This window comes from Epilithonimonas bovis DSM 19482 (genome assembly GCF_900108115.1).
GTDB classification, from domain to species: Bacteria; Bacteroidota; Bacteroidia; order Flavobacteriales; family Weeksellaceae; genus Epilithonimonas; species Epilithonimonas bovis.
Genome location: NZ_FTPU01000011.1, coordinates 54,664 through 71,017 on the forward strand (window position 1 = coordinate 54,664; position 16,354 = coordinate 71,017).

Consider the following 16,354-nt stretch of genomic DNA (forward strand, 5'->3'; position numbering starts at 1 on the left):
TTTCGGTTGATGCTCGATTACATCATTCCTGGCATTCCGGCACCCATTGGCATAGCTGGCTCATCTTTTTTAACTTCTGTGATAACACATTCGGTTGTTAAAAGCATACCAGAAACAGAAGCTGCATTTTCAAGAGCAACTCTTGTTACTTTAGTTGGGTCTATAATTCCGGCTTCCAGCATGTTGACATATTCGTCAGATTTGGCATTGTAACCAAAATCACCTGTACCTTCTGCTACTTTCGCAACAATCACAGAACCTTCGCCGCCGGCGTTGGCAACAATCTGTCTCAACGGTTCTTCAATCGCTCTTTTTACGATTTTGATACCAGTAGTTTCGTCCGCATTATCACCTTCGAAATCCAGGGCAGCAACAGCTCTTACCAATGCAACACCACCTCCGGCAACAATACCTTCTTCAACTGCAGCTCTGGTTGCGTGAAGGGCATCATCCACTCTGTCTTTTTTCTCTTTCATTTCCACTTCAGAAGCAGCCCCTACATAAAGTACAGCTACACCGCCAGCTAATTTAGCCAAACGTTCCTGCAATTTTTCTCTGTCGTAATCAGACGTTGTAGTTTCCATCTGAGCTTTGATTTGAGAAACTCTTCCTTTGATCTGAGCTTCTTCGCCGCCACCGTTTACGATGGTTGTATTATCTTTGTCGATAACCACTTTTTCAGCTGTTCCCAACATATCTGTTGTGATATTCTCCATAGTGAAACCTCTCTCTTCGGAGATCACCTGTCCGCCAGTTAAGATAGCAATATCTTCTAACATCGCTTTTCTTCTGTCACCGAATCCAGGCGCTTTAACCGCAGCAATTTTAAGAGAACCTCTTAATTTATTTACGACCAATGTCGCCAAAGCTTCACCTTCTACCTCTTCAGAAATAATCAAAAGTGATTTTCCGCCTTGTGCAACCGGTTCCAAAACTGGTAACAATTCTTTCATAGATGAGATTTTTTTCTCAACCAAAAGAATGTATGGATTGTCCAATTCTGCCACCATTTTCTCAGGATTTGTCACGAAGTAAGGAGATTGGAAACCTCTGTCAAACTGCATACCTTCTACAACATCAACTGTTGTATCGATACCTTTTGCTTCTTCTACAGTGATAACGCCTTCTTTACCTACTTTTCCAAATGCTTCGGCGATTAATGAACCAATTGTTTCGTCATTATTAGCAGAAACAGAAGCAACCTGTTTGATTTTATCATTGTTATCACCAACAGTTTGTGATTGTGATTTCAGGTTTTCCACAACTTTGGAAACTGCTTTGTCAATACCTCTTTTCAGATCCATTGGGTTGGCGCCGGCAGCTACGTTTTTAAGACCTTCTCTTACGATAGCCTGAGCCAAAACTGTAGCGGTAGTAGTACCATCACCAGCAATATCATTGGTTTTAGAAGCGACTTCTTTTACCATCTGTGCGCCCATGTTTTCCACTTTGTCCTCCAGCTCAATTTCTTTTGCTACAGATACACCGTCTTTAGTTACATGAGGCGCACCGAAAGATTTTTCGATGACAACGTTTCTACCTTTTGGTCCCAATGTTACTTTTACTGCATTTGCCAATGCATCAACACCTCTTTTAAGAGCGTCTCTGGATTCGATATCGAATTTTATTTCTTTTGCCATAATTTTGATTTTGTATTGATGTACAATGTAATATGTACAATGATTTTTTAATTTTGATTAATAAAAAGTCCTTAATACTTTTTACATTTTACTTTTTACAAATTTTACCCAATTATTCCTAAAAGGTCTCCTTCTTTTACAATTAAATAATCTTTGCCTTCAAATTTTAGTTCAGTTCCGGAGTATTTTCCATAAAGAACTTTGTCACCCACTTTTACAGTTGTAGGCTCATCTTTTTTACCGGGACCTACTGCTACTACGGTACCTTCTTGTGGTTTTTCTTTTGCGGTATCAGGGATAATAATTCCTGATGCTGTTTTAGTCTCAGCCGGAGTTGGTTCTACAAGAACTCGGTCTGCTAATGGTTTAAAATTTACTGACATAATTATATATTATTTTTTTATAGTTATTCTGTCTCTATATTCTCCAACAATGTGCCAAATAGGATGCAGGTTAGAAGTTGTAACTCAGAAGATAGATTTGGCAGTTTTTTATTTGATGGACTGAAATTTTGGCAGAAAATTTACTTTTTGAACCACAGGTTTTCTCCGTCCAATAGTAATGGCGTTTCAAAATTATTGGTAAACAATCCTCCGGTTCCCAATCCTTGTGGCATCGGACTATTTTTAGTGTAAGTATATTGAGCAATAGCATTGAGCCCAATATTACTTTCCAAAGCCGATGTAATCCACCAACCGATGTTTTGTTTTTCTGCTAAATCAGTCCATTCATCAGCGCCTGAAAATCCACCGATTAAACTAGGTTTTAAAATAATATATTGAGGATTGATTTCTCTGAGAAGATCTTTTTTAGATTCAAAATTCAGAACACCGATTAGTTCCTCGTCCAAAGCAATTGGAGTAGGAGTGGTTCTGCAAAGTTCAGCCATAGCTTTCCAATTGCCGGCTTGTATGGGTTGTTCGATAGAGTGAATGTCTAATTCTGCTAATTCCTGCAAAACAACTTTGGCTTGCTTTGGAGAAAATGCGCCGTTTGCATCTACACGAAGCTCGATTTTTTCTTTCGGGAATTTTTGTCTTAAAGATTTGATGACTTCTTTTTCGGAATTCCAATCAACGCCAATTTTCAGTTTGATGCAGGAAAATTCTAAGTCTAACTTTTCCTCAATCTGAGAGTGCATATAGTCTGCATCTCCCATCCAGATTAATCCATTAATTTTGATAGAATCTTTTCCTTCTGTAAAATCGCTTGGGAAATAGAGTTCTCCTTGATGTTCAAGATTGAGCAAAGCTTGTTCGATACCAAAAATGATAGAAGGATGGTTAATTAATTCTTCTTTTAGTTCTTCCAAAGTTAAATTGATATTACGACAAGCCCATTCCAAAGCTGCTTCATAATCATCATCGTCATCAAAACTCAATCCGCGGAAAAGAGCGCATTCGCCAATTCCCTTTTTGTCATCTTCAAATATTTCTATAAAATAAGTTTCTTTTGTATTGAGAACGCCTCTGGAAGTTCCGCTTGGACGTTTGAAATTAAGTATATATTGATTAAATGTTGCAGTCTTCATCCTGCAAAAATAAGAAAAGACCGGCAAAACGGTCTTTAATATGATTCAAATTGGAGAATTTTTAATTCTTTTTCTTCATCCTTCTGTTAACTATTTCCCAAAAATAATGGACTTGGTCTGGATCTACCAATTTTGCAACATTATTAACATAAACATTGCATAAACTATCTTTTTTTTGCTGATAATTAATAAAGCTAATTGATCCATCCTGAAGTTTGAGTCTTTCTTTTTGATCTCTGTTTTTTTGACTCAAAATTTTAAGATCGATATTTAACTGATCGCTCAGTATTTCATACTTGATTTTATTCTCACGAGAAAAAGTAACCTTCGGTCCGAATTGAGCAAACGCTAAAACCGAATTTAAAAATAATAATAAAAAGCAGGTTTTTTTCAAAACTTAATTTTTATCCACGGCTTTTGCCATAAATTCTTCTGCCTTGGTTACCATAGCAGCACTTCCGCAGAAAAAAGGAACGCGCTGGTGGAGTTCGGTCGGTTCAATCTCCATAATCCTCCGGTAGCCGTCACTGCATTTGCCACCGGCCTGTTCTGCTAAAAAAGCCATAGGATTACATTCATAAAGCAACCTCAGTTTTCCGTTTGGCGATTGTGATGTAGAAGGGTAGATGTAGATGCCGCCTTTCAGCATATTCCGGTGAAAATCAGATACCAATGAGCCAATATAGCGCGAGGTGTAAGGTCTGTCATCCTCTTCTTCCTGGCAATATTTGATATAATCTTTTACACCTTGCGGAAATTTGATATAATTGCCCTCGTTAATGGAATAAATCTTACCTAAAGTCGGGATTTTAATATCTTTATGAGATAAATAATAGGTGCCGATTGACGGATCCAGCGTAAAACCATTGACGCCATTGCCCGTGGTGTAAACAATCATTGTAGAAGAGCCATACACCACATAGCCCGCTGCTACCTGGTTAATTCCTTTTTGGAGAAAATCCTCCAGCTGTACCGGCGAGCCGGGATTGCTAACGCGCCTGTAGATCGAAAAAATTGTCCCTACTGATACATTAACGTCAATATTAGAAGAGCCGTCTAACGGATCTATCAGGACCACATATTTGCTAAGGTGGGCATTGCCAGTGCATTTGATCTCAATAAAATCATCATTTTCTTCTGATGCAATGCCGCAGACAACTTCGCGTTGAGAAAGTGCGGCAATAAAAATATCGTTGGCCAAAACATCCAGTTTCTGCTGCTCTTCGCCCTGTATGTTCTCTTTCCCGACTTTCCCTATAATATCAGCAATACCGGCCTTGTTTACCTCACGGTTTACAATTTTTGAAGCAATCCGGATAGAGCTTATAAGCCTGGATAATTCTCCGGTTGAGTATTGGAAATCATCCTGTTTTTCTATGATAAATTCGCCTAAAGTTTGTAATGCTTGTCCTGACATTTTATAATTTTTAGTGGTTTACAAATCTAAATTTTTTTTTGATTTGACCATACAGAATTGTTATGTAATTAATGATAATTGTAAAAAGATGATTAATATCGTTTTAATTTAAAAAAAAATGGTTTGCAGAATCCAGCTTTCATAATTCAACCATTATTAATATTTTTGAATCCCGAATTAAAATCAATTTAAACATTATTTTAATTATGAGTAATATTGGACCTAACAACTGAATCTAAATGAAAATCTACAAATTTGGTGGTGCATCGGTAAAAGATGCCGAAAGTGTGAAAAATGTAGCGCTGGTGCTTGAGTCACAGGGCTTTGAGAAATGCCTGCTCGTGGTGTCTGCCATGGGGAAAACTACCAACGCTTTGGAAAAAGTGGTGGAATATTACTTTAAAAAGCAGGATTACCAGGCAGAAATTAGCCTGATAAAAGACAATCACATCGCTATTGCCAAAGGTTTATTTTCCGACGACCATGCTGTTTTTGGTGAGATTTCTTTGTTTTTTGATGACATTGATTCTTTTTTAAGGCGCAATAAGTCTCCTAACTACAACTTTGTCTATGATCAGGTGGTAAGTTGCGGAGAGATGATCTCTTCTAAAATATTGAGTGAATACCTTAATGATATTCAGTTTTTCAATCATTGGCTGGATGCCCGGGATTATATTAAAACCGACAGCACCTACCGAGAAGGAACGGTCAACTGGCAGGAGACGGAGCAGAATATCGCCAAGCTGGATAAAATCAACTGCTATGTTACGCAGGGTTTTATAGGATCTGAGGCTAATAACTTTACCGTAACATTGGGTAGGGAAGGCTCTGATTATACAGCTGCTATTTTTGCCTATTGCCTGAATGCAGACGAAATGACCATCTGGAAAGATGTTCCGGGTGTAATGACCGGCGATCCCAGAAAGTTTGATAATGTAGAACTTTTAACACATATTTCTTACGAAGAGGCGATAGAGATGGCTTATTACGGGGCATCGGTAATTCACCCAAAAACATTGCAGCCACTTAAACAAAAACATATCCCGTTTTATGTAAAATCTTTCTTAGAACCACAAAAACCAGGAACCAAAGTTGGTATTTCTCCTGATAATGAGTTGGTGGAAAGTTATATCCTCAAAGAAAACCAAACACTGCTGAATGTAGAGACCAGGGACTTTTCTTTCATTGCAGAAGATCACATGAGTCTTATTTTTACATTGCTGGCCAAATACAAGATAAAAGTGTCACTGATGCAGAATTCTGCCATCTCTTTAGCTCTGTGCCTGGAAGACAAATTTGGACATGCCAACGGTCTTAATGAGGAATTGCAGCAAAGCTTTATTACACAAATGACCAAAAATGTGTCATTATTTACCGTGAGAAATGTGGAGCTTGACAACATGGACCGTTTCTACAAAGATAAAAAAGTATTGCTGGAGCAGATTTCCAAGAGAACTTTACAAATGGTAACCATGTAAAAAAACTATGAGCTTAATATCCAAAGAAGACTTAATAAAAGCAGCCGGGCTGGATAAGATTGGACCCCTTAAAAGTCCTGTTGCATCTGCCATAATGAATCTGGCAAAGATTAACGATGTCAATCATCTCTATGATAAACTTAAAAATACCCAAGGTGTAGATTTTTTTGATCAGTTTATCAAAGAGCAGGATATCAGTTATATTGTTTTTGAAGAAGATCTGGCCAAAGTCCCAAAAACCGGCCCTTTTATCCTGGTTTCTAACCATCCGCTGGGCGCTTTGGACGGTATCCTGATGTGCAAAATATTATTGCGCGTGCGGCCCGATTTCAAAGTAATGGGCAACTTTTTGCTCTCGAAAATAGAGCCAATGGCTCCATTTGTTATTTCTGTAAATCCTTTTGAAGGCAGAAAAGATGCTTATAACAGTTCATACGGTATGCGTGAGACGCTGCGCCATTTGCAGGAGGGCGGATGCATTGGAATATTTCCTGCGGGCGAAGTTTCCAATAAAAATAATGAATACGGCGAAATATTGGATAAACCCTGGGAGAAAACAGCACTTAAGCTGATCAAGAAAGCAAAAGTGCCCGTGGTTCCCATGTATTTCCATGCTACCAACAGCAAACTGTTTTATAATGTCGCCAAGATCCACCCGGATCTGCAAACATTGATGCTTCCGGCTGAGATGATGAAGAAACGGGATAAGCCAATCCGTATCCGCATTGGTAAACCAATCTCTGTAAAACAGCTGGATGAGGAAGAAACCCTGGAAGAGTTGGCCGACTATCTCTATAATAAAGTCTATATGCTGAAATCTTACTATGAGAAAAGAAAAAGCATTGTAGAGAAACTGAAACTTCCCAATATGGCACTCAAACTGCCGTTGCAGAAGCAGAACAATATTGTTCAGAATATTATTGATGAGACACCAATTAGTGATATCATCAGCGAGATAGAAACACTTAGGAACGCCGAAAACAAAAAACTGTTTTCCCATGGTGATTATGATGTATTTTTCACCACATCCGGCGAGATTCCTTTTATCATGAGAGAGATTGGTCGCCAGAGAGAGCTCACGTTCCGGGCCATTGGTGAAGGAACCAATTTACCCTTTGATCTGGATGAGTATGATAACCATTATCATCACCTTTTCCTCTGGGATAATGCCGAGAAAAAACTGGTTGGCGCTTATCGAATGGCTTTGGGGTCCGAGGTAATGAAAAAGTACGGTATCAACGGGTTTTATACCAGTTCGCTTTTTGAATACGACCCGGAGTTGCAGCCATTTTTCCGCAAAGTGATAGAGATGGGAAGAGCTTACGTCTCTGTAGAATATCAGCAAAAACCATTTCCGTTATTTTTGCTTTGGCGGGGAATTGTGCACGTCTGCCTTAGAAATCCCGAGCACAAATTCCTCATGGGTGGCGTAAGTATCAGTAATAAATTTTCTGAGTTTTCAAAATCGTTGATGATAGAGTTTATGCGGTCGCATTATTATGACTCTGCCGTAGCGCAATATATTCATCCAAAAAATGAGTATAAAGTCATTATGAAAGAACGTGACAAAGCTCTGTTTTTCGAGGATATGGATGCTGATCTCAATAAGCTGGATAAGATAATTGATGATCTGGAACCAGAGCTTCGTCTGCCTGTGCTGATTAAAAAATATATCAAACAAAATGCGAAGGTTATTGCTTTTAATGTCGATCCAAATTTCAACGATGCTATAGATGGCCTGATGTACATCCGGATCAGCGATCTTCCGGAGGATACAATTAAGCCGGTTCTGGAAGAATTAAGCGATTTTTTCAAAGCGCAGACCGAAAAAAAATCCTCTGATAATCAGTGATATCAAGGGAAATGATAAAATTTGAGAGGTTATAATTTGCATACTAATAATAAAGAGTATATTTTTGCACCACTCAAAACAACAAGAGTATGGTTTCTTAGCTCAGTTGGTAGAGCAACGGACTGAAAATCCGTGTGTCCCTGGTTCGATCCCTGGAGAAACCACGAGAAACAACAACAATTTCTTACAAAAGCCCTTAAATCCTAGTATTTAAGGGCTTTTTTGTTTTTTGAGAAATTCAAAATAATACAAATTTTCTCAAAAATTAGGTGACCTTCTCGGTGACCTGCCATTTTTTGAACTTTATAGGTAACCGAATTCTTTGTAAAAGCCTATCAATAGAGGTGTAGAGCAATTGAACATCTTGTCTGATAGGTCGCCAAAAGGTAATTTTAACCCTTAAAGTCATCAATATGAATGCAAAAGTTTCGGTATTATTTTATGCCAGAAAGTCGAAAGCGAAATCTAGTTCCAAAATCCCAATTTACATGCGGATTACAGTAGATGGACAACGAACAGAATTTTCAACAGGAAAATTTGTTGAAGGTAGCAAATGGAATCCTGCTCAAAGTCGTTTAAAGGGCAATTCTGAGGAGGCGCGCGTTATGAACAAGCATTTTGATATTCTACAAGCAAAAGTCCTCGAAATCGAAAATAGACTCGTTTTCTTAGGCGACCCTTTCGATGCTACGGATATTAAGAATTTGCTCACAGGAACAAAAACAGCGGAAAGATTCTTGATCCCAATTTTTGAGGAACACAATTCCAAAATGGAAAAACTTGTTGGCAAAGAGTATGCGATTGCGACCCTTAAAAATTTCAAAACTTGTTTGTCGCATTTGAAAGAATTTTTGTGGACATTTCACAAAAAAGCGGATATCAATATTCAGAAATTGGAACCGTCTTTTCTCAATGATTTTGATTTCTTTCTACGAACAAAAGCGAATATCAACAATAATTCTGCGGTGAAGCACACCAAAAACTTGAGTAAGATTTTAAAAATCTGTTATCAAAACAATTGGATAGAAAAAGATTTGGTGATTTTCTACAAAGGCAGATTTAATGAAGTGAATGTGAATTTTCTAACTGATGAGGAACTTTCATCAATTCGCGAGAAAGAATTTTCGGGAAAAGGTTTGGAACTTGTTCGTGATATGTTTGTTTTCAGTTGCTATACAGGTTTGGCTTACATCGATATTTTTAATCTTACAAAAGATCAACTTTCCAAAGGAATTGATGGAAATCTGTGGATTATCACAAACCGACAGAAAACGGGAAGCGCATCAAATATTCCTTTACTTCCAGTTGCTGAAGAAATTATCAAGAAATACGAAAATCATCCAGTATCTTCCAATTCTGGAAAACTGCTCCCAGTTTATACCAATCAAAAGGTAAATGAATATCTGAAAACGATTGCCGAGAATTGTGGTATTAATAAGAAACTTACTTTTCACTGTGCGAGACACACTTTTGCCACGACTGTAACTTTAGGAAATAATGTATCGATGGAAAGTGTAAGTAAAATGCTTGGACATAAAAGCATAAAAACCACTCAACATTATGCGAAAATATTGGATTCTAAAGTGAGCCAAGATATGGGGAATTTGAAAGTTGTTTTGCAGAGGAAAAATGAAGTTCAGACGGAAAATGAGAAAAAACTCGGTTCATAGCCGAGTTTTCTTTAATATTCAAAATTTTGTGATTGATTACATCAGCATATTTTCCTTGATTTTCTTCACATAAAAAAAAGAATTTTCAACTATTAAATCAATTGATTTTCATATACTTAATCAAATCCTTAAAATAATCCTTCGACCAAATATCCAAAGTTTTTGGATCGGAAATAAATCTCTTTGCATCGTTTTTGGCGGTTTCAAGATTTACAGTTTCGATTCGGTCATACAATAATTTTCGGAATTCTTGTTCGGTCATTGTTTCTTTTTGCCAATCACCGTTGTCTTTTGCTCTAAATAGGAAATGTTCCAGATTTAAGGAAGTTCCTCGTCTGATATACCATTCCATATCGTACCAATCCCTGCCTTTTACATTGTTTCCCCACTTTCTAAAAAGTAAAGCGTGCATCTTTCCAGCAAATAAATCTTCGAGGACGAAACATTTTACATAAAATGAAAACGGCTTCAATAACAACTTTTCTTCAGTTTCAAAACCTAAAGGTGGTTTCGTATCGACTTCAATTTTGATTTTAAGTCCAATAGTCTCTTTTAAGCCAAACTGTGGCAAAACGGTTTCTAATACTAATTCGCTCCACAAAGTTTCTGATTTTAAAAATGCTGATTCTATATTGGATTGGACAGATTTTACCTTTGTCTTTATAGAAACTGACATTCCTTGCGCAGTGAATTCGTCTTCAATGGCTTTCAGGTAGTTATTCAGATGGAAATTTTCATCGTTTTGCAAGAGAGAAAAATCCAAATCCTCTGAAAATCGGTTCAATCCGTAAAATATCCTTAAAGCTGTTCCACCATAAAATGCTGCCTTCTCAAAAAAACCACCACGATATAATCCAGCCAATGTAATTTGTTGCATGATCTCACGCAATGCTTGTTTGTAGTCGCGATCCGTTTTTGGTTGATATTCGGCAATCCAATCTTTAATCATAATTCTTCAATAGCTTTAATGACAAATTCTAATGATTCTTTTTTTGGAGCATCAAAAATCCATGATGCCATTTCTTTTGTATTTAATGATTTTAATTGATCCTCATCCATTCTCATATTTTCCAGCAGAAAAACCCTTGCAGATTCAACGCGCCTGAAAATTATTCCCGAAGTTGTCGCAACTTTATCTAAAATCGCTTTCTCCGCGGTTGCCATTAATGAAAATTGATTTTCACGCAATTTAACTTGTTGAATTCCGAATGCGTAATAAGGAGGTTGAAGTTTGATGTACTCAAAATTTCCAAAAGCGTTGTTGAAGTTTTTGGAGTTTTTCAATGTCATTGAAACGATGGAAAAAACCTGTTCAGGAATTAAACCATGATAAGATAATGCCGATTCTGAAGAAACATAACTTGGTCCATACAAAACATTGGCAACCGAAAATGGTTCAGGTAAAATTTCGGAGTTCCAAAGGTATAATCCTCTTTTTAAGGAAATCAGATTTTCTTGTTTAATCAACTCGTAGATTTTGTCATTTGGTCTTTTATAATCCTTTAAAAGCGAAACTAAAACCTGATGAGAAATCGGTTGCGATTGGTAGGATGATATTTGTCTTTCTAAATTCACGATACAAATGTAAAAAAAATAATAGATAATCGGATTAGTTCCGATTATCTATTGAAAAATTTACAGATTATATCTCAATTATCTGTTCTTTATCGTAACCATTGTCTGGTTCATCAAGATATCCATGTGGATTGCAAATTACTTCTGTTTTGTCAATTGAATATCCGTTGCGAGAATAGCAGTGCCTCTATGTTTTGTAAAAATAGTAAATATTCTAAAAAAAATCAACTATCCACAAAAACAATGACCAATTTAATCCAATCATTTCAGAAATTTGCGTAATTTGAACACAGGGTTCTACTGAACGTGACTAAATCAGCCAAACCCAACTTGCAAACCTGCGTAAAAAAGATACAACCAAAAGCCAATCTCTTTCTGTGTTTTTTCCTTTAAAAGCCAATCAATTTTAAAATTAAGGAGACAAAGCCAAAAACTAGCGTCCATAAAGAGTTTTCAGACCTCTGAAAAATTTTCATATTGCTATAAAACTTTTATTGCAAGATGTGTCTTTGTATATACAACTTTTCAAGTTGCTGATACAAAAACGATCTTGCCTTTTTGTAAAAGGGGAAAAACTGCGGAGCTTGTTTTTTCTTTCAGAAATTGAGTTCAAGAAGCTAAATTCATCTAAATTATTCTTTTTTAATCTTCCGAGATTCCAAACTCGTCTAAATTGTTCTTATTTAGCCCACACCGCATGAACACTATTGTTTTAGAATACAAATCGAATGAAATTTGCATAAAAAATATTATGGCAGTAGATATAATTACGAAAGAAGACCTAAAAGAATTTAAAATTGAACTTTTGCAAGATTTACAGAAAATTCTGAATTCCAGCAAAACGATAGAGAAAAAATGGTTAAAATCTAACGAGGTTAGAAAAATTTTGAAAATTTCCTCAGGGACATTACAAACGCTTCGTATCAATGGAACTTTACAGTATTCCAAAGTTGGCGGAACAATTTATTACAATTATCAGGACATCGAAAAAATGTTAAATCAGAAATAATTTTAGTATGAATTACATTTTTCATCTCACTGGTTTTTACGACAAAATACAGGAAGACAATCGACTGAATCCTACTCACATCAGTCTTTACCTTGCTTTGTTTCAGTTTTGGAACCTCAATCGTTTCCGAAATCCGATCAGCATTTCGCGAAACGAAATGATGAAACTGAGCAAAATTTCTGCTTTTGGAACCTACCATAAATGTATTAAAGAACTACAAGAATTTGGATATATTGAATACATTCCATCATTCAATCCATACAAAGGGAGTTTGGTGAACCTGTTTAGTTTTGATAATTCTGAGGCGATTCAAAATTTGAATATGAAGCGTATCAAAAAACAAACAGCCTCTGAACAGGTAGCGAACAGGATGCGTATCAAAATCGATACAGGTTCTGAACAAGCACTGATACCTTCTATAAACAGTACAAACTCATTAAACAATAAACAATTAAAAGATAATGATCACTCAAGAATTTTTGATGAAGAAAATTTGCTTTTAAAGAAAAAAAATAGGTCGATTGAAATTCCACCCAACATTTCAGAAGTCGAAATGTATTTTCTCGAAAAGGATTCTACAAAATTTGAAGCAGAAAGATTTTTCAATCATTACGAAAGCAATGGCTGGCTTGTCGGCGGCAAATCGAAGATGAAAAATTGGGAAGCCGCTGCGAGAAATTGGCTTTTAAATACGAAAAAATTCAATAATACCTCAAATTCCTCTAGTTTCGCGAATGGAGTAGAGTTAAAACCAAATCACCTCAATGCAACTACCAACAAATCCTATCGAGATGAGTTATGACTACAGAGAAGTTGTAATGTGGCTACGAAAATGCGGTAGAAAGCATCTAGGCAAAAACTTCGTTATACCCGAAAACGAAAAAGGAATTATTTTCGGAATGCTAGCTTGGTTTCTTCAGGACGAATTAATAGCCAAAGAAATGAATATCGATCTCAGGAAAGGAATAATGTTAAGCGGACCAATTGGATGCGGAAAAACCACACTTTTCAAGCTGATGGGAAAAATACCTTCCAAGAGAAAAAATTTCATGATGACTTCTACACGCCAAATTGTTTCAGAATTTATGCAGTCTGGCTATGAAATTTTAGAAAAATATTCTCGTGGGAGTCTATACAATGATCATCGCACTCCAAAAAACTACTGCTTTGATGACCTCGGTAGCGAATCTGCCTCCAAATATTTCGGAAACGACTGCAATGTAATGGCGGAAATTCTCCTAACGCGCTACGATATTTTCAAGGAAAAAGGAATTTTAACGCATCTCACGACCAATCTTACTGCCACTGAAATCGAAGAAATCTACGGTAACCGTCTTCGCTCAAGGATGCGGGAGATGTTTAATCTTTTTGGGTATGATGAAAGTTCGGGTGACAAACGGAGGTGATTCGGAGTTACAAAGGAGTTAGAACGAACTTTTTGTTGATGGCCTGAAAGGTATTAGTAAGATTAATAGGTTCAGAATGGTGTCAAACTTTAGAGCCAAAGACAAGTTTCATTTTACCTAAAAGTTTAATTATGTGAACGTTAAGCATTAGAACTTTGTTGGAATGGTGTCAGGAATGGTGACATTATTTTAATTGAGATGTATCATCCAATTCGAAGATGTGAGAATAATCTCTTTCCAATAGAAAAACTTAACAATTAATTGTATGAGTGATTTGGGTCACATTTGGGGTCAAAGCTTTTGATAAGATTTTTATAGACACATTTAATTTCATTACTTTTATGAAAAATTGTAGTTAATATCTTATTTAAAGGAGAAAGAATAAAACCATGGCAACCAACAAGTATGCAACAATTCGCTATAACGCTTTAGACAAATGTTTCAGTAATTTTGGCAAGAGGTTTTATATGGAAGACCTTATCGATGCATGTGATCAAGCGATTTCTGAATTTTCTGGCAGTAATTTGGGAATTCAAAGACGACAAATCTTCTACGATATCAATTTCATGGAAAGCGAACAGGGTTATTCAGCGCCCATCGAGAAAATAAGAGACGGCAGGAAGGTTTTTTACCGTTACTCCGATAAAAGTTACTCCATTAAGAATCAAGGCTTAAATGACAACGAAGTTGAACAAATAAGTTCATCACTCTCCATTTTGTCCCGGTTTAAAGGTTTGCCAAATTTCGAATGGATTGAAGAAATACAGGTTCGTTTGGAAGATACTTTTAAATTGAAAGGGAGTTCGGTTTCGTTTGTTGGATTTGAAGAAAATCCCTATTTAAAAGGCATCAATCATTTTGCAACTTTGTTCAACGCAATTCAAAATAAAGTCGCGTTGAATGTTACTTATCAAGGTTTTCGGCAGACTGAACCCCAAACTTTATTACTTCATTCTTGGTATTTGAAACAGTATAATAATCGCTGGTTTTTGTTTGCCTATGATTCTGAAAACAAAAGAGTCGGAAATTTTCCTATCGACCGAATTCTAAATATTGAACAATCTCAGGCAAAATTCATAGAAAATCAAGCCATTGATTTTGATGAATATTTCGACGATGTGATTGGAGTTACCGTTTTTGACACCCCAAATGTTGAAAAAATTCTTCTGAAAATCGACAAAAAAACTTGGCCGTATATTGAGAGCAAGCCTTTACACGGTTCTCAAAAACTGAAAAGCATTGACGATGAGAAAGTCCAAATCGAACTTTCATTACAAATCAATCACGAACTAAAAGCGCTTCTTTTCTCACATCTTGACGCAATTGAGGTAGTTCAGCCGAAACATTTAAGGGAAGAGTTTCACCGGATTTCTTCTAATATTTACGAGAAAAGTAAATAAAATTTCCACCTATTTTTAAGATTATTTATCTGTGCACATCTGTTGCACATATTATCTTGACATTTGCATAAGTAATCTAAAAATAGTAATGTCATGAAAACAGAAAACCAAACAATTGCGTGTCCACATTGTGGTGAAGAAATCGATGTGAATTCAGTTTTAACACATCAAATTGAAGAATCAATTCGTCAGGATTTTATTCAAAAGGAAAACCAAGTTAAAAAAGATTTTGCCCTTAAGAATGATGCTTTACAAAAACAGATCGAAGCTTTCGAAAATGAAAAGCAAAAAAATGATGAACTCATAGCTGAAAAAATTGCAGAAGAGAAAAGAAAATTAGAAGTCGGTATCGAACAGAAATTGCGTCAGAAAATTGAAGATGAAAATAAACTTCTTTTGGAAGGAAAAGATGCTGAAATTGAAGAAAACAGGAAAAAACTTCAGGAGTTCAACAAAATGAAAGGCGATTTAGCCAGAGTTGAAAGAGAAAAAGCTCAAATGAAAGAGGAATTGGATGCCGAAAATGAAATCAAAATCAATGAAATACTCGAAGAAGAAAGGAAGAAAATTAAGAAGAATGTAGAAAGTAGCAGTGAATTCAAAATTAAAGAGTTGGAAGAAAAATTGAAAACTCAAATTGCTCTAACCGCCGAAATGCAAAGAAAACAAGAACAAGGTTCCATGCAACTACAAGGTGAAGTGATGGAATTGGCAATTGAGGAATTTTTAATTTCATCCTTTCCTACAGATTCTATTTCTGAAATTAAAAAAGGTGCTTCGGGTGCGGATTGCTTGCAAACCATCAATACTTACGAACACCAAAACTGTGGAACTATTTATTACGAAAGTAAGAGGACCAAGAATTTTAGTGCCGGATGGATTGAAAAATTCAAAAATGACATCAAGATAAAAGGTGCAGATTTAGGTGTTTTAGTTACAGACGCATTACCAAATGGAATGGACAGAATGGGACTTTACCAAGGCGTATATGTTTGTACGTACGACGAATTCAAAGGTTTGGCGGCAATTCTTCGTCAACAGTTGATTCATCTAAACTTTGCCACCGCTTCACAAGAAAGCAAAGGCGAAAAAATGGAATTGCTTTATCAATATCTTTCTTCCAATGAATTCCGCTTGCAGATTGAAGCCATTATCGATGGTTTCAATAAAATGAAAAACGGAATTACTTCTGAAAAAAATGCAATGCACCGAATCTGGAAAGAAAGAGAAAAGCAAATTGACAAAGTTTTAATCAATACTTCAGAAATGTTTGGCTCTATCAAAGGAATTGCCGGGAAATCAATACAAAACATCGAAGCATTGGAAATTGGATACGACTTGATTGAAGATATCCAAGAATAGCACTCATTTTTATT

General features: G+C 36.2%; 15 protein-coding genes and 1 tRNA gene. 9 read left to right on the forward strand and 7 right to left on the reverse strand.

Annotation, left to right across the window (positions count from 1 at the left end; translation table 11 throughout):
* Positions 1-17 precede the first annotated feature (17 nt).
* The 5 genes from groL to fbp all read right to left on the reverse strand — a co-directional run bounded on the left by groL (position 18) and on the right by fbp (position 4,588).
* Positions 18-1,640, reverse strand: a complete 1,623-nt coding sequence (groL, locus tag B0B05_RS06425; protein ID WP_076782839.1) for a chaperonin GroEL — start codon at positions 1,638-1,640, stop codon at positions 18-20.
* A gap of 104 nt (positions 1,641-1,744) precedes the next feature.
* Positions 1,745-2,023 (reverse strand): co-chaperone GroES, encoded by a 279-nt coding sequence (locus B0B05_RS06430; RefSeq protein ID WP_072998155.1) that lies wholly within the window; start codon positions 2,021-2,023, stop codon positions 1,745-1,747.
* Positions 2,024-2,163: 140 nt separating this feature from the next.
* Positions 2,164-3,171, reverse strand: coding sequence for an o-succinylbenzoate synthase (locus B0B05_RS06435; RefSeq protein WP_076782840.1), 1,008 nt, complete (start codon positions 3,169-3,171; stop codon positions 2,164-2,166).
* A 61-nt stretch (positions 3,172-3,232) separates the two neighbouring features.
* A complete protein-coding gene (locus B0B05_RS06440; RefSeq protein WP_076782841.1) occupies positions 3,233-3,565 on the reverse strand; it encodes a hypothetical protein in 333 nt (110 codons plus the stop codon).
* A 3-nt stretch (positions 3,566-3,568) separates the two neighbouring features.
* The gene (fbp, locus tag B0B05_RS06445; RefSeq protein ID WP_076782842.1) at positions 3,569-4,588 is read right to left on the reverse strand and encodes a class 1 fructose-bisphosphatase; all 1,020 of its coding nucleotides are present in this window, start codon (positions 4,586-4,588) and stop codon (positions 3,569-3,571) included.
* 239 nt (positions 4,589-4,827) lie between these two features.
* Here fbp and B0B05_RS06450 point away from each other — a divergent pair, with 239 nt between their 5' ends.
* From B0B05_RS06450 to B0B05_RS06465, 4 genes are all read left to right on the forward strand, one after another.
* A complete protein-coding gene (locus tag B0B05_RS06450) occupies positions 4,828-6,066 on the forward strand; it encodes an aspartate kinase (RefSeq protein ID WP_076782843.1) in 1,239 nt (412 codons plus the stop codon).
* Between the two features lie 7 nt (positions 6,067-6,073).
* Positions 6,074-7,918 carry a bifunctional lysophospholipid acyltransferase family protein/GNAT family N-acetyltransferase gene (locus B0B05_RS06455; RefSeq protein ID WP_076782844.1) on the forward strand — a complete coding sequence of 615 codons (1,845 nt, stop codon included), beginning with the start codon at positions 6,074-6,076 and terminating at the stop codon, positions 7,916-7,918.
* 91 nt (positions 7,919-8,009) lie between these two features.
* Positions 8,010-8,082 (forward strand) — tRNA-Phe (locus B0B05_RS06460).
* 249 nt (positions 8,083-8,331) lie between these two features.
* Entirely contained in the window at positions 8,332-9,588 is a 1,257-nt protein-coding gene (locus B0B05_RS06465; RefSeq protein WP_076782845.1) for a site-specific integrase, read from the forward strand.
* A 97-nt stretch (positions 9,589-9,685) separates the two neighbouring features.
* Here the strand turns inward: B0B05_RS06465 and B0B05_RS06470 are convergent, their stop codons facing one another.
* Together B0B05_RS06470 and B0B05_RS06475 are read right to left on the reverse strand one after the other, a co-directional pair.
* Positions 9,686-10,537 (reverse strand): nucleotidyl transferase AbiEii/AbiGii toxin family protein, encoded by an 852-nt coding sequence (locus tag B0B05_RS06470; RefSeq protein ID WP_076782846.1) that lies wholly within the window; start codon positions 10,535-10,537, stop codon positions 9,686-9,688.
* On the reverse strand, positions 10,534-11,163 hold the full coding sequence (locus tag B0B05_RS06475; protein WP_076782847.1) for a type IV toxin-antitoxin system AbiEi family antitoxin domain-containing protein: 630 nt from the start codon (positions 11,161-11,163) through the stop codon (positions 10,534-10,536). Before B0B05_RS06475 ends, B0B05_RS06470 begins: the two co-directional genes overlap by 4 nt.
* A gap of 751 nt (positions 11,164-11,914) precedes the next feature.
* Between B0B05_RS06475 and B0B05_RS06480 the strand changes: the two genes are divergently transcribed.
* The 5 genes from B0B05_RS06480 (at position 11,915) to B0B05_RS06500 (ending at position 16,340) form a co-directional block, all read left to right on the forward strand.
* Complete coding sequence (locus B0B05_RS06480) at positions 11,915-12,172, forward strand: helix-turn-helix domain-containing protein (protein ID WP_076782848.1); 258 nt, start codon at positions 11,915-11,917, stop codon at positions 12,170-12,172.
* A 7-nt stretch (positions 12,173-12,179) separates the two neighbouring features.
* A complete protein-coding gene (locus B0B05_RS06485; RefSeq protein WP_076782849.1) occupies positions 12,180-12,974 on the forward strand; it encodes a hypothetical protein in 795 nt (264 codons plus the stop codon).
* On the forward strand, positions 12,937-13,578 hold the full coding sequence (locus B0B05_RS06490) for an AAA family ATPase (protein WP_076782850.1): 642 nt from the start codon (positions 12,937-12,939) through the stop codon (positions 13,576-13,578). The genes B0B05_RS06485 and B0B05_RS06490 overlap by 38 nt, the downstream gene beginning before the upstream one ends.
* A 389-nt stretch (positions 13,579-13,967) precedes the next feature.
* Positions 13,968-14,978 (forward strand): helix-turn-helix transcriptional regulator, encoded by a 1,011-nt coding sequence (locus B0B05_RS06495; RefSeq protein ID WP_076782851.1) that lies wholly within the window; start codon positions 13,968-13,970, stop codon positions 14,976-14,978.
* Positions 14,979-15,071: 93 nt separating this feature from the next.
* Entirely contained in the window at positions 15,072-16,340 is a 1,269-nt protein-coding gene (locus B0B05_RS06500; protein ID WP_076782852.1) for a DUF2130 domain-containing protein, read from the forward strand.
* Positions 16,341-16,354: the final 14 nt, after the last annotated feature.

Excerpts from the sequence above, each read along its gene's own strand:
- groL (WP_076782839.1), bottom strand. The coding sequence starts at position 1,640 with ATGGCAAAAGAAATAAAATTCGATATCGAATCCAGAGACGCTCTTAAA.
- B0B05_RS06435 (WP_076782840.1), bottom strand. The coding sequence starts at position 3,171 with ATGAAGACTGCAACATTTAATCAATATATACTTAATTTCAAACGTCCA.
- B0B05_RS06495 (WP_076782851.1), top strand. The coding sequence starts at position 13,968 with ATGGCAACCAACAAGTATGCAACAATTCGCTATAACGCTTTAGACAAA.
- B0B05_RS06470 (WP_076782846.1), bottom strand. The coding sequence starts at position 10,537 with ATGATTAAAGATTGGATTGCCGAATATCAACCAAAAACGGATCGCGAC.
- B0B05_RS06465 (WP_076782845.1), top strand. The coding sequence starts at position 8,332 with ATGAATGCAAAAGTTTCGGTATTATTTTATGCCAGAAAGTCGAAAGCG.
- B0B05_RS06455 (WP_076782844.1), top strand. The coding sequence starts at position 6,074 with ATGAGCTTAATATCCAAAGAAGACTTAATAAAAGCAGCCGGGCTGGAT.
- B0B05_RS06500 (WP_076782852.1), top strand. The coding sequence starts at position 15,072 with ATGAAAACAGAAAACCAAACAATTGCGTGTCCACATTGTGGTGAAGAA.
- B0B05_RS06450 (WP_076782843.1), top strand. The coding sequence starts at position 4,828 with ATGAAAATCTACAAATTTGGTGGTGCATCGGTAAAAGATGCCGAAAGT.
- B0B05_RS06490 (WP_076782850.1), top strand. The coding sequence starts at position 12,937 with ATGCAACTACCAACAAATCCTATCGAGATGAGTTATGACTACAGAGAA.
- B0B05_RS06480 (WP_076782848.1), top strand. The coding sequence starts at position 11,915 with ATGGCAGTAGATATAATTACGAAAGAAGACCTAAAAGAATTTAAAATT.
- fbp (WP_076782842.1), bottom strand. The coding sequence starts at position 4,588 with ATGTCAGGACAAGCATTACAAACTTTAGGCGAATTTATCATAGAAAAA.
- B0B05_RS06485 (WP_076782849.1), top strand. The coding sequence starts at position 12,180 with ATGAATTACATTTTTCATCTCACTGGTTTTTACGACAAAATACAGGAA.
- B0B05_RS06430 (WP_072998155.1), bottom strand. The coding sequence starts at position 2,023 with ATGTCAGTAAATTTTAAACCATTAGCAGACCGAGTTCTTGTAGAACCA.